Origin of the sequence: Streptomyces sp. NBC_01244 (assembly GCF_035987325.1) — a bacterium.
Classification (GTDB): Bacteria; Actinomycetota; Actinomycetes; order Streptomycetales; family Streptomycetaceae; genus Streptomyces.
In genome coordinates, this window is sequence record NZ_CP108490.1 from 82,121 (window position 1) to 95,277 (window position 13,157).

The 13,157-nt window shown below is 70.5% G+C and carries 12 protein-coding genes; 6 read left to right on the forward strand and 6 right to left on the reverse strand.

The genetic code is table 11. From position 1 onward, the window contains the following. The first annotated feature begins 298 nt into the window (after window positions 1-298). Window positions 299-481: a hypothetical protein gene (locus tag OG247_RS44130; RefSeq protein ID WP_327258268.1), complete on the forward strand. Its 183-nt coding sequence runs from the start codon at window positions 299-301 to the stop codon at window positions 479-481. After that, complete coding sequence (locus OG247_RS44135) at window positions 478-1,518, forward strand: hypothetical protein (protein WP_327258269.1); 1,041 nt, start codon at window positions 478-480, stop codon at window positions 1,516-1,518. The genes OG247_RS44130 and OG247_RS44135 overlap by 4 nt, the downstream gene beginning before the upstream one ends. Before the next feature lie 21 nt (window positions 1,519-1,539). On the opposite strand, the gene OG247_RS44140 is transcribed toward OG247_RS44135, so the two are convergent. Next, the gene (locus OG247_RS44140; RefSeq protein WP_327258270.1) at window positions 1,540-1,668 is read right to left on the reverse strand and encodes a hypothetical protein; all 129 of its coding nucleotides are present in this window, start codon (window positions 1,666-1,668) and stop codon (window positions 1,540-1,542) included. Between the two features lie 544 nt (window positions 1,669-2,212). On the opposite strand from OG247_RS44140, the gene mobF reads away from it, so the two are divergent. Next, window positions 2,213-7,213 (forward strand): MobF family relaxase, encoded by a 5,001-nt coding sequence (gene mobF, locus OG247_RS44145; RefSeq protein WP_327258271.1) that lies wholly within the window; start codon window positions 2,213-2,215, stop codon window positions 7,211-7,213. Between the two features lie 179 nt (window positions 7,214-7,392). Here mobF and OG247_RS44150 read toward each other — a convergent pair whose 3' ends face one another. Next, window positions 7,393-7,656, reverse strand: a complete 264-nt coding sequence (locus OG247_RS44150) for a hypothetical protein (protein WP_327258272.1) — start codon at window positions 7,654-7,656, stop codon at window positions 7,393-7,395. Between the two features lie 213 nt (window positions 7,657-7,869). On the opposite strand from OG247_RS44150, the gene OG247_RS44155 reads away from it, so the two are divergent. The 3 genes from OG247_RS44155 to OG247_RS44165 all read left to right on the forward strand — a co-directional run bounded on the left by OG247_RS44155 (window position 7,870) and on the right by OG247_RS44165 (window position 9,776). Continuing rightward, window positions 7,870-8,436, forward strand: coding sequence for an AAA family ATPase (locus OG247_RS44155; protein ID WP_327258273.1), 567 nt, complete (start codon window positions 7,870-7,872; stop codon window positions 8,434-8,436). A 252-nt stretch (window positions 8,437-8,688) separates the two neighbouring features. Next, entirely contained in the window at window positions 8,689-9,243 is a 555-nt protein-coding gene (locus OG247_RS44160) for a hypothetical protein (RefSeq protein ID WP_327258274.1), read from the forward strand. A gap of 2 nt (window positions 9,244-9,245) precedes the next feature. Beyond that, entirely contained in the window at window positions 9,246-9,776 is a 531-nt protein-coding gene (locus OG247_RS44165; RefSeq protein WP_327258275.1) for a hypothetical protein, read from the forward strand. 51 nt (window positions 9,777-9,827) lie between these two features. Here OG247_RS44165 and OG247_RS44170 read toward each other — a convergent pair whose 3' ends face one another. From OG247_RS44170 to OG247_RS44185, 4 genes are all read right to left on the reverse strand, one after another. Continuing rightward, window positions 9,828-10,163, reverse strand: coding sequence for a hypothetical protein (locus tag OG247_RS44170; RefSeq protein WP_327258276.1), 336 nt, complete (start codon window positions 10,161-10,163; stop codon window positions 9,828-9,830). A gap of 358 nt (window positions 10,164-10,521) precedes the next feature. Further along, window positions 10,522-11,193, reverse strand: coding sequence for a hypothetical protein (locus OG247_RS44175; RefSeq protein ID WP_327258277.1), 672 nt, complete (start codon window positions 11,191-11,193; stop codon window positions 10,522-10,524). Window positions 11,194-11,390: 197 nt separating this feature from the next. Beyond that, a complete protein-coding gene (locus tag OG247_RS44180) occupies window positions 11,391-11,720 on the reverse strand; it encodes a hypothetical protein (RefSeq protein WP_327258278.1) in 330 nt (109 codons plus the stop codon). A 203-nt stretch (window positions 11,721-11,923) separates the two neighbouring features. Further along, complete coding sequence (locus tag OG247_RS44185) at window positions 11,924-13,150, reverse strand: nucleotidyl transferase AbiEii/AbiGii toxin family protein (RefSeq protein ID WP_327258068.1); 1,227 nt, start codon at window positions 13,148-13,150, stop codon at window positions 11,924-11,926. Window positions 13,151-13,157 lie beyond the last annotated feature (7 nt).

The following is a 13,157-nucleotide window of genomic DNA, read 5'->3' on the forward strand; positions in this document are numbered from 1 at the left end:
CGGACGGCCCCGGTGCCCCCTGCGACAGGCTGCCCTCGATCGGCACCGGGCCGACTCCGGTTCCCGGAGGCCCTCGACCATGACCACCCAACCCTGGCCCCGGCGGCGCCCCCTCCGGGGGCCGGCCTCGAAGCGAGGGCACACGGCGTCCTGCGCGCCGGCGGCCCCGCGAGGATTCCCGCACTTCGCCCAGAGAGCCGTGGGGCAATGGGCGTGCAGCCTCTCCGCACCCCGACGCGGAGAACAGGTCTGCTCTGCCAGGAGATCGGGCTGCCTGCCCCTCGGAAAGGACCATCACGTGAACACCGACCCACTCGACCCCGGAGGGGTCGACGGCTCCCGTCTCCCCGTCCTGCTGCTCGTGGCCGCCATCACCGTCCTCGCGGTCCAGAGCGAGGCCTGGGCGAGCGCCATGGGAACGGCGGTCACCCTCTACACCGTCCTCACCTCCGACAGCAACAACCGCAGGATCCGGCCATGACCCGTACGAAGCCCTCCGCCATCGATCTCGCGCTGATCGCCGAGGCCGGCCGACACGAGGTCACCGTCACCGCGACCCAGCTGGAACGGTGGCGCCAGCAGCTGTGGCTGGCCCGGGCGAAGAACAGCCTCACCCCCGACAGCGCCACGGAGCTCCGTCCCGACGTCGTACAGCGGGTTCTTCACCTCGCGGCCGTCTCGACGCCCGGGCGCAGCATCAGCTGGATCGCCTGGACGTTCTGGGCGATCGACGACACGGCCGAGTCCGCCACCCGGTTGCGCAACGCGCTGGTCGCCGCTCTCAAGCGGCCGCTGGAGCGAGCGGGGATCGACATCGGGCAAGTCCCCACCGGAGACTCCGACGAGGCGTTCCACGCGAGGGAGGACATCGCGGCCCAGCTGCTGAAGAACCGGCGCTCCCCCCGTCGCGACCTCGACGGGATCCTGCGATCCCACGCGGCCGAAGCCGGAGTGGAACTGCCGCCGGCCCGCACCGTGGCGAACATCTTCCACCGGGCCCTGACCGAGCCCGGCGCCCGGCTCTTGGTCGGCGGCACGGACAACGTCTCCTTCGACGACGTGATGGAGTCCTGGGCAAAGGCCTGGCCGGCAAGCACCGAGGTGATCGACCTGATCCGCGACGCCCACCGGGAAGCCGCCCTCACCGGAGTGGACCTGATGGCACAGTCCCCCATGGCAGGAGGCATGACCGGTCTGGTGAGGGCAGTGGAGCAGGCCGAGGACAAGGCGTTGTGCGCGGCCGTCCGCGCGTGCACGAAAGCCTCCGGGACCCTTGGAACCCTCTGGGCCCGGGAGGAGGTCGCGGCACGGGCCATCCCGCGGCTGATGCACGACGTCATGTGGGACCAATGGGTACGCGTGGGGGGACTCGCGCCGGCGGGGGCCGCGGGCGAAGCCGCGATCGCCATCAGCACCATCCAGTACCTGCTGACCCCGCACTGGGCCGAGGACCTGCACCGCTTCCAGAGCCTCATGGAGGCCCTGCTGGCCGCCCCAGCCGGTGATCCGTCTCCCTGACCCGCCCGCGGCGCCGGTCCGTCAGTCCAGCAGGGAGAAGTCGAGGCCGACGATGACCTGCTCGATCCGGTCCGGGTCGCCGTCGAAGAAGTCCCGCAAGTCGCTCCAGAGGTCCCCCCCGTCGAAGGAGTCGTGGATACGGAGCTTCAACGCTCCGCGCGGCGCACCACTGCCCGGCACACCGTCCGCTCCGTGGGCATGCTCCAGTCGATAGCAACACCGTGACTTCCGCGGCGTCGTTCTCGACAGCCACGACATCCCTCTGCAGCCTCTTCGGCGACGTCCCCACTGGTTCCTCACGTGTCCAGAGCACGTACCCAGGCACTTCCCCAGCGCTACACCGTCACTGCCAAATCCCTGCGCGTCCCACTGACACCGTCCTGGTCTTCAAACCGCTCACCCCTCCCGCCGATCCTCTACCTCCCCCTTCACTGTCACCTCACTGATCCTCCTTCTCTGACCACCTCTTCACCTCACTGACCTCTACCTTCCAACTCACACAGTTCTTCCTTCACACCATCTCTCACGTGCTCATTCTCCAATCATCGAGATCTTTTCAAGATCATCTAGTCACACCATGTGCATTACCTTTGGCATATGCCATCCGGCTGTCTAAGATCACCTCTATGTACCGTCCGATCACGCTCCCCCAGGCCACCGGCCAGGACGTGATGAACGGGATGCTGGGGACGGCATGCTGACGATCCACCCGGTCAGTGCCGGCATGGGTATCGACTACCTCCTGAGCACCGTCGCAAGCGACGACCGCACGCTCGGCGTCAGCGCGAACGAGGAGCACTGGGCAGCCGGCGCTGACACCCCCGGCTTCTGGATAGGCCAGGGTGCCGAGGCCCTCGGCCTCTCCGGAGACGTCACTCAGGCCCACGCCGACGCCCTGTTCAAGTACGGCGAGGACCCCCTGACGGGCGAGGCTCTGGGCCGGAGGTGGCGCCAGTACAAGACTGTTGAGGAGCGGTACACCGAGCGCCTGCGCCAGGAACCGAAGGCCTCCGACGCCCGCAAGGATGAACTCCGCGCGCTCGTGGAGCGCGAGGGCGAGCGCTCTGCCAGGGCCGGCTGGGAGATGGTCGTCTCCCCCGTCAAGTCCTTCGCCATCGCGGTCGCCCTGGCCGACGACGAAGGCCGCGAGCGGCTCCTGAGGGTCGAGGAGCGGGCCTTCCAGAAGATGTGGCAGCGCATCGAATCCAGCGCCGGATACGCCCGTATCGGGGCCAACGGAGTCGCCCAGGTCGAGACCGACGGCTTGGCCGCGGCCGTCTTCACGCACCGCTCAAGTCGCGCCGGCGACCCTGCGTTCCACCGGCACATCGCGATCAGCGCGAAGGTCTCCGTGGACGGGAAGTGGCTCGCGCTGGACGCGCGTCCCCTGCACCGGCAGCGCGTCACCTTCGGCGAGATGTACACCGCCGAACTCGAGCGCGGCATGGCCGAAGAGCTCGGCATCACCGCCGTCGAGCGCGACGACAGCCTCTCCTTCGACAAGCGCCCCATCCGCGAGTTCCACGGCGTCGACCAGAAGCTGATCACTGAATTCTCCTCCCGCCGCCAGCAGACCGAGGGCCACCTCCGCGAGCTGATGAAGACCTTCCGGGTCCGCGAGGGGCGGGAGCCGAACCGTGCGGAGTCGTACCGGCTGGCGCAGGCCGCCGCACTGACCGACCGGCCCCACAAGGAGCTGCGTTCCGAGGCCGACGAACGGCAGATCTGGCGCGAGCGGGCCCGCAAGGAGGGTCTTCGCCACCCCGAGGACATAGTCGAGCGAGCCCAGCAGGAGTCCTCCCGAGCCGCCCGTCAGACACCGACGTCGCCGGAAGAGATCGCCCGGGACGTACGCCGGGACGTACCTCTCGAGGACATCCCCCGCACGGTCGTCGCCGTGCTGGAGCAGCAGCGTGAGACCTGGACGCGCCCCAACGCGGAGGCAGAGGTCATCCGTCAGCTGGTCGCGGCGGGCTGGCACATAGCCCTGGGCGAGCAGTACGACACGACCGTCCAGCAGCTGACGTCGGCCGTGCTGTCGCCCGAGTTCTGCGAGCTCGTCGACATGCCCGACCTGCTGCCCGTCCCCACGGACTACCTGCGCCCGGACGGGACCTCGCTGTTCCACGACGCCGGGTGCACGCGCTACACCTCGCACAACATCAAGCGGGCCGAGTACGAGGTCGTGCAGGCCGCGAAGACGCCCGCGCCCGTCCGGATCCTCAGCCCCGTACACATCATCGCCGCCCTCGAAGCAGGCCATGACCGGCGCGGGTTCACGCCGAGCCAGGAGCAGCTGGACATCGTCCACGGCGTCTTCACCGGCGACCGGCGCGTGCAGGCCGTCATCGGCCGGGCTGGCTCGGGCAAGACCACGATCATGGCGCTGCTCCGTGAGGTCGGCGACGCCTATGGCATCCCCGTTATCGGCATGGCCAACGGCCAGGTCCAGGCCGATGTCCTCGGCGAGGAAGCCAGGATCCGCACCGAGAACATCCGCCGGTGGCTGTTCATGAGCGAACTGATCTCGCCCGGAGAGCGGGAGTGGACCCTGCCGGCGGGCGCCATCGTGATCGTCGACGAAGCAGGCCAGGCCGCCTCCACCGACATGGCCGCACTCCTGCACCAGGTCACCACGGCGGGCGGCCGCCTCCTGCCGGTCGGTGACCCCCTCCAGCTCGGCGCACCGGGCCCCGGCGGCCTCCTCGCGCAGATCGAGGCGGAAGCGGGCGCCCTCTACCTGACCGAGATCCGGCGCTTCCGCGACCACGACGGCACCCTGCGAACCTGGGAGATCGAGGCCTCCAAGGCCCTCGCCGAAGGCGACTCCGAGACCTCGTTCGAGGCGTACCACACCCGCGGGCGCATCCACGCCGGCAGCGCCGACGCCATGGCCGCCAAGGCGTACGAGGCGTGGCTGTCGGACACTGAGGACGGCCTGGTCTCCATCCTCATCGCGCCGGACAACGCGAGTGCCGCCGCGCTCTCCGCCCGCGCCCGCGAAGACCGCGTGACGGCCGGCGTCGTCGACAACAGCCGGACGGTCTTGCTCCGTGACGGCAACTCCGCAGGCTGCGGCGACCGCATCGTCACCCGCGCCATCGACCGCCGGATCCAGGTCCGGGGCGGCCGCGGCTATGTCCGCAACGGCGACATGTGGACCGTGACGAAGATCCGCCGCGACGGCGGCCTCGTCGTGAAGTCCACCCACTCCAAGGCGACCGCGCTCCTGCCCGCCGGCTACGTCGAGGCGTCCGTCGAGCTCGGCTACGCCATCACCAAGGACCGCGCGCAGGGCCTGACCACCGACACCGCGCACGCCCTCTTCGACCAGGGCATGAACCGCAACGCGGCCTACCCGTCGGCGACCCGTGGCAAGTTCGCCAACCACATGTACTTGATCGTCACCCCCGAGATGGTGCCGATCGTCGGCGACCCGGACCCGGTCCGTACCGCCCGCCAGGCGTGGGCGCAGATCGTCGAACGGGACGGCACCACCCGGTCGGCGACCGTGGCCCAGCGCGACTCCCTGGACGCCTCCGAGGCCCTGCACACCCTCGTACCCCGGCTGCGGTTCACTCTTGACGACCTGGCCGGCGAGCGCCTGGTCGAGCAGCTGCGTGAGCGGATCCCGATGGTCGCATCGATCGTGGAGGCCGAGGCGTGGCCCGCGCTGCGCGACGTCCTCACCCGTGTCGAAGCGGGCGGGGCCGATCCGGTCGAGGCCCTGCAGCGGGCTATTCCGGTCCGCGGGTTCGGCGACGCCGACGATGTCGCCGCGGTCCTGCACTGGCGGCTCCACAACGACGAGGTGGTCCTCGCTGCTCTCGATGCGGCGGAGCAGCAGCTTGCCTCCGGTCCCCTGCTCCTGGCCCAGCTGCACCTTCGCCTCCCCGAGGACGACGGCAGCGAGAAGAGCGTCTACGCGCACGATCTGGCGAGCGCCATCACCGCGCGCGCCGAGGAACTCGCCACCAGCGCCGCGGAGGACGCGACCCTCGGCGAAGGCTGGGCCGGCGCGTACGGACCGGCGCCCCAGGACAGCGTCGAGGCCACGGCATGGCGGGAGCGGCTGGCGTCCGCCGCCGCCTACCGCGACCTCGCCCAGCTCGACGACAAGGCTCCGCTCGGCCCGGCCCCCGAGCCCGGACCCGACCACCTGCGCCGCGTGTGGCGCGACGGACAGGTACCCGTCGAGGACGCCGTCGCGGCCGCCCGCGTGCTCGGTGCCGCCGAGGCGGGAGCCCGCTGGCTCGACGCCCTCGGACCGGTCCCGGCCCCCGAAAGCCCGCTGCGTGAGCCGTGGCTCGCCGCGGCCGTCGCGGTCGACACCTACCGCGAGCGGTGGGACTACGGCCGGGAAGACCTCTCCCTGGGCCAGCGTCCCGCCGATCCCGTGCAGGCCCTCGACTACGACACCGCGCGCGCAGCCGTCGACGTGTTCCGGCAGAGCACCCCGCCGAAGGGGGCTCCGCAGGAGAGCGCGCGGCCCGAGCTCCAGGCCAAGGTCCAGCAGGGCGAGATCGGCGCGATCCGCGCCGACGACGCGGCACGCGCCGACAACACCCTGCACGCGCAGAGCCGTGCGGCCGACGCGGCGGCGCAGCAGGCCTTGGACGCCCGGAACCGGGCCGAGAGCGCACTCAAGGCGGCGGCGGACCCCGAGCGGCGCCGCAACCACGAGGCCCTCGCGGCCCGTGCCGCCGAGCTGTCCGCGCACGCCGAGCAGGCCGCCGAGGTCGCCGCCCAGGCACGTCTTCGCGCCCAGGAAGCAGAGGAGTCCGCCCGCCGGCACGCTCCCCGCGCGCTGGAGGCTCGCGCCGACCACCGGGCGGGCCGCGATGCCGTACGCGCCCTCGACGCGCTCGGTCCCGAGCCGGCCCCGGCCCGACCCGGATGGCAGCAGCGGCCGTTCGGCACGCTCTCCGAGAACGCCCTGGGCACGGCGGAGGCATCCGCGCTGGCCCGCGCGCGCCTCGCCGACCAGGAGGCCGACACCGCGTACGCCCGCGCCGACCGGCTCACGGCCGACCTTGCCCCGGGCGGCCGGATCGAGACCGAAGCGGCCCAGCGCGGCCAGCAGGTCACTGCGGTTCAGGACCTGCGCCGCACCCGCGTGGACCTGACCTCAACCGAGGGCGACCGGGTACGGGCCGAGGCAGCGATCGCCGCCGCCACGGTCCGGCTGGAGGAGACCGGGCGCTTCAACCGCCCGGTCCTACGCGGCGAAGACCGCCGCATCGCCGAGGAGCAACTCGCCCAGGCCACCCGGGAGCGCGCGGCCGCCGAGCAGCGCCAGGCCACCCTGCTCGGTGAAGCCCAGCGGCTGGCCCCGCTCGCCGGAGACGAGACCGAACACGACCAGCTCCTTGAGGAATGGGCGCAGCTCGGCGGCAACGTCGAGGCGGTCGTCACCAAGGAGAAGGAGGTCACCGGCGGCGACGCGGACCACGCCCGGGCCACCGGCGCCCAGATGCGCCGCCGTGCCGAGTCGCACCGCGAGCGGGCGGTGGGCCTTCGCCGTGAGCTATCGGTCCGGCGGAGCATGGACCCCGCGGAGAAGCAGAGCGAGGACCTGGAGCGCGCACACAACGCCCAGGCCGCGCAGCAGCAGCGGGCCCAGGATGCCGCGCAGGCGGCGGCGCGCCAGCAGCGTGAGGACGAGCAGAACCGCCGCGACGACCACCGGTACTGACCCGTCCGGCGCCCCTCCGGCCGGACACGCTGCAGCGCCCCGAAGTGGACGGTCCTGACGCCGTGCCCGGCGGTGATCACCACGGCAGGCACAAGCCGGCCTGCCCCCAGGGAGCAGTCATCATGGCCCGGTACTCCCGCAGCTTCGGGAGTACCGGGCCTGGTGGGCTGTTGCCAGGCTTATGTGTGGGCGAGTTCCTGCAGCAGCGCGTCAAGGAACTCCGGGTCGCCGTCCTCGTGGAGACCAATCCGTGCGCAGGTCATGCCAGCGGCGTGCAGGCGGTCGCGGGTGGTGGCGTGTCCGGGGTGAAGGCGTTGGAGGTGTTGTGCGTGCGGGATGGCTTCTTCGGTGCGGTCGAGGAGCGCGGCGAGCTGACGGGCGGTGAGTTGGGTGTGGCCGGTGGTGGCGAGGGCGCGTTGCACGGCTCGGTCGTAGGCGTTCATGGGCGTCTACCGTAGCTGCGAGCGGTCCGATCTGGGCGACAAGGGGAGCGGCGCCTATAGCCTTTTCACTTCGCCGCAGCTTCGGGAGTGCAGGGCCATCATGTGGCGCCCGCCCCCAGGCCCCGCCGGCGTCTGCCCGTAGTCCGGCCCGCGAGCCCGGTGGTCGGCCCACACTGGAAGGAGCAGATCCCGCCCGCCCGCAGGGAGTACGAAGTGAGCACATCCGCCCCCGTCGCCGTACTGCTGATCGGTCTCCCCGGCTCCGGCAAGACGGTGCTCGCCCGCGCCCTGGCCGACCGCGGGATGCTCCGCCTGTCCGTCGACGAGGAAGTCCACCGCCTCCATGGCCGGTACGGCGTCGACTACCCCGAGCACGAGTACTTCGCCCGTGAACGCCCCGTCGTCGACGCCGTACGCCAACAGCTCGCCGACGAGTTGTCCGCCGGGCACGACGTCGTCCTCGACCACGGGCTGTGGCTGCGCGCCGACCGCGACGCGTGGAAGAAGACCGTCGAGGAGGCGGGCAGCCGCTGGGTGCTGGCCTACCTCCCTGTCGAGAAGTCGGAGCTGCTGCGGCGCCTGGACGAGCGGAACCAGCGCGCCGACGCGAACGCGCTGACCGTCACCCCCAGCGCCCTGGACGACTTCTTCGCCCGCTTCGAGCCCCCCGGCCCCGAGGAGACCGCCCTCAACCCCGACGAACTGGAGGTGGCCCTGGCGGGGCGGTCGAAGGGTGTCCCGGGTTCCCTCCTTCGCGCCCCGCGGCACAGCCCCACCTGAGGAACCTGGAGACGGCCAGGACGTCTTCTGCGGCCTGGGGGCCGCATCCGCGTTGGCCAATCCGACCGGACGGCACGGGGAGACCCCTCCCCCAGACTCACCGCAGACGGCCCTCCCGGACAAGCCGGCGGGCTCGGCGTTCCGATGGCTACCGGATGTATGACCGCCGCCAGATCAGCCTTTCGGTATCGCGTTCACCCACACGAGAAGACGGTCTCGCGGTGATCACCAACGCCGCTACGCTCCGTCCCCATGACCACACGCGCCATCTCCCTGGCCGCCTGTACCGTCGCCGCCTGCCTCCTCGCCATACCCCCCGCCCACGCCGTGGATCCCGCCCCCTGTGTCAACGGCGAATCCGAATCGAGGACGAAGAGCGCCGTGGACGACGGCGAGATCCGGTGGACCGACGCAACGAAGTACGACACCGCGCGCACATGGGCGCTGTCGGCATGGCAGTACCCGGGCGCGAAGATCAAGCTCGCGCCCGACTCGGCCACGACCGTGAACGACCTCGAGTTCCAGGACTACACCGGACCCACCGGTGACCGGGACCCGGTCGCCTCCTACGTCCGCGACTCCGGGATCGGACGGACCGACTTCATCCGCTTCAACCGGTCGAAGATGGACGGCCGCAACCGGGCCTACCAGGACTCGGCAGCCGCCCATGAGGTCGGCCACGCGCTCGGCCTGTGCCACAAGGACGGCAAGATCCTCTCGCTCATGTGGACCTCGATCAACGTGAGCATGCCGGTCACCGAACCCCAGCCCGTGGACAAGGCCAACTACAAGAAAATGTGGGGGTAACCATGGCCAAGCACATGTGGTGGGGGGCGGGTGCCGCCGCCCTCGCCATCGCCGGGAGCGCCGGCTCGTACATCGCGTTCTTCAGCGGCGAGGTCCACACCGAGTCGCTCTGCGGAACACCGGCGAACACCCCGGAGCAGATCGCCACGCACGTGGAGACGCTGGTGGTCGGCACGGTCGGCGAGCAGCGCATCACCCCGGACGCGAGCGGTGACAGCGCGGTGAGCCTGTCGACGCTCACCGTGGAGAAGTCCCTCAAGGGCACCGCGCCCGCCACCCTGAACCTCGCACAGGGGGTGGTAAAGAAGCCCGACGGGACGTACGGCACCACCGAAGCCCTGAACGAAGCGCTGCGGCCGGGGAACCGCTACGCCGTCGGCGTCCTCGCCGAGGAACGTGAGGGCGGCGGACGATGGGTGTGGGGTGCCGAGCGTGCCGACGGACCGGCCGCTGACGCGAAATGGCAGTCAGCCGTGGACGCCCGGGAACCCCTGCCCGAAGCCACGTGCGGCGACGATGTGAGCGGACGATAGCTCCCTAGCCCTGCTCGGCTCCTGTGCCATGGGGAACGTCATTTGTGAGAATCACTCGGCGTCGGGGTCGATGTCGCTCGGGTGGGTACCCGTGAGTTCCCATTCCAGCATCCTCATCCGCTCGACGCCGCGCCGCGCGGCGGCCACCATCACCGCGTCGAACTCGTGGTCGGGGCGGATGTCCGTGGCGTCGAAGTAGGCGTCGACCCGGCTGGCGTCGCCCGTCGTGACGAGATGGCGGCACGCGAGGCCGTGCTTGATGCGGGCGCTGCTGATGTCGGGGAAGTTCGCGATCAGCGCGAGCGCCGCTTCGGCGTCGTCCAGGGTGGCCGGCGCGACGGTCAGGTACAGGGTGCCGAGGTCGTGCTCGTAGGGGTGGTGGGTCATGTCGTGTCCAACGGCTGTGCGGCGCCGGGGCAGGTCGGCCGTACGGGTGACCCGGCGGTGCGACGCCGAACGCGACTGGGGCCCCATAACCGTGGGGCTCCTGCTCTCATCTGAATCTCCGGTCCGCCTCGGGCGTGCGACGGAATTTTCAGAAGGCTTCTGGGACACTCCAGCCCGAATGTCAGGTCAGCGGCTCGTGTCCTGTACTCATGGACATCCGGGCCCCTTCACGGGGCCCGCTCCGGGTACCGGCTCCCTGGTTCTCCCCCCGATCCAGGTCGAGCCGGTACCCGACTCGAGCAGCGGAGCAGGCCGCGCCCAAGGGACCGGTGCCCGGGGCCTTGGGCGCGGGGTACGGCTACTTCCCCTTCGCCTTCTGGACAGCGGCCGGGAGTTCCTTGGTGACGAGGGATGGCTCGCCGGACAGCATCACCATGATGGTGCCGGCTCGTACGGCGGTCTGCCGGAGCACTGTGGTGGAGGAGCCGGTCACCACGGTCATCGTCTGCGCGTACTGCTCGTCGCCGAGGCCCTTGGGTGGGGTTTCCTTCTTGATCTCGATCTTGACTGGGGTGGTGCCCGAGTTCAGGTTGAAGGACGGGCAGGAGGCGTACGCGTCGAAGAGGGCCTTGGTGCTCTGGGCCAGCTTCGCCGGGGTGTCGCTGTACAGCTCCTCCCCCAGCTTGGAGATGCTCCCGCCGGTGGTCTCGCTGTAGGTGAAGGACGCCTTGACTCTGGTCGCGAAGTCGAGCGCGCCGTCGCCGGAGGGGCCATCCAGTTTCTCCAGGGCGGGGCAGCCGCTCATGCCGACGCCGTCGGTGCGGGCGGGTGACGTGGGAACCTCGGTGTAGTCCTGTCCGAGGTCTGCCCCGGTCAGCAGCCGCAGCCGTAGGTCCGACTCGCTGACGGGCGGGGTCGTGGTGTCGGGCTTCACTCCCGCAGGGGACAGGCCCTGACTGGATGTGCCGCAGCCGACCGCGGCCAGGGCGAGGAACGCGGCCAGGGCGAGTCCGGAGATACGGTGGTTCATGGAGACTCCCTGGGTGTGTGAGGGCCGACTATAGCCAGGGGCCCGGACACCGTCCGAGGTCAGCCCCGGGCTTTCGGCCCGACCGCGCCGGAGCCCGGACCGGACTGTGTGGGCACCGCTGGAACCCTCTGACCTGCCGCTTCGGAGTCCTCTGCGATGGCGGGTTTCCCCTTTGGCTGGGCCTGGTTCCCTGTCTGTCAGCTGCACTTCAGGACGACGTCAACGGCAGGACCGCGATCTCGTATGGCAGCGATCAGGTCGCGCAGCTCCTGGTTCGCAGGGTGGTCGGCAAGCAATCGGACGTCATCGACACTCAGGTAGTACATGGTGCTCGCCTGCCACCGGCGCCATGAGAACCGCCGTTTCTTCTTCTCCGATTCGCGATTCTCGATCTCGTTCACAACCCCGCGCAACACGTTCATGCACATGCCGATGGGTGTGTCGCGCCTCAGCGTCTTGCCCATTGCGAGGCGTCCGACGCGAAGTGTCCCTGCCGACTTGTCCGTGTTTCCGATCTTCAGCTCCATGTATCCCATTCTCTCCCGGGCCTGCCAGGGGTATACCGGCTTCTCGCCAGCCTTCGAGACCGAGTTCCCTCGGCGCACCTGAACAACGCCGCGGCTGAGTGAGGCCGTTCCCGGTGCCACGGCCTGTATCCCGGTGCGTTGGACAGCCCACGGCCAAGGCTCCGGTGGCCGTCAGGTTTCCGGCCTGGTGGGTCCCTTCGCCGTCACATGCGGGCAGCCTGCTGGTGAGGTGCGGTGGCTGTGGCGCGGGCGACGACGGAGGCGCGTGTCGGGTCGGCTTGGGCTGCGACCTGGCCGGTGATCTCGCGCCGGATGACGGTTTCCGCCGCTCGTTCCTCCGGGCTGAGCTCGGAGCGGCGGTCGACCTCGCCCTTGGCGGCTTCGGACTGTCCGCGCAGCTCGCTGGCCTGTCCGCGCAGTTCGCCGGCGCGCGATTCCTTGCGCTCGACGTCCTCGCGTTCGCTGTTCGAGGCCCGCGCGACCATGGCGTCGTCGGCGCCCATCTCCCGCAGCTCGGCGGCCATAGAGCCTCCGCCGGTCGCCTCGTAGTTGGCGCGCATCCATTCCGCTTCCCGCTCGGACTCGGCCGCGACAGCGTCGGCGGTGTCGGCGAGCTGGCGGGTCTTGCCGGCCGTCACCATCAGCTCGTGGTCGGTCATCAGCGACTGCGGTGAGGCGTCCGCGATCCGGTCCGCGGCCGCCTCGGCCTGGTCCGGAAGCAGCGCTTGGACGCCTGCGGCCGGGCCGGTGGCCTCCACGGCGAGCGGGTTCGGTCGGGCGGGGGCGATCTCCGAGGCCCACGCGAGGATGTTCTGCCGGACCTCCGCGGCCCGGTCCGGGCCGAGGCCGTAGGCGGCGAACTTCTCGTCGGGGATCTCGGCGACCTTGCCGAGCTGGGAGCGGAAGACGACCTCGGGGGCCGGGTTGGGGTTGGCCGCGAGGTACTCGTCGACGACCTCCGCGCCCAGGACGACGTTCATCTCGCTCAGGTCGACGTAGTCCTTGGCCTCGGTGCGCCAGCCCACCGCTTCGGCCTTCATCTGCACGCAGTCCTGGACGGACATGGTGCGGATGCCGTTGATGTCGGAGGGGAAGTAGTGCATCTCCATCGGGACCATCTGGATGGTCACCGGCTCGTCCCAAGGCTGTGCGGGGTCGCTGACGCTCAGGTTCGCGGCCTGGTCCAGGGCCCAGACCTTCTCCACCTCGACGTGGTAGCCGGCGTCGGTCAGCGCGGTGACGACCTCCGCACGGGCATCGACGGCGCCCTCGCCGATGTCGGGCATGTTGAACAGGTCGATGTCATCGACCGGCCGCTCGGCCAGACCGTGTGCGCGCAGCGCCATGGAGCCGGCCAGCGCGTAGTCGTACTTGTCGCCGACCGTCTCCAGGGTGATCCGGGCTATCCGCCACTTCTCCTCCTCGTTCACTGCCCGC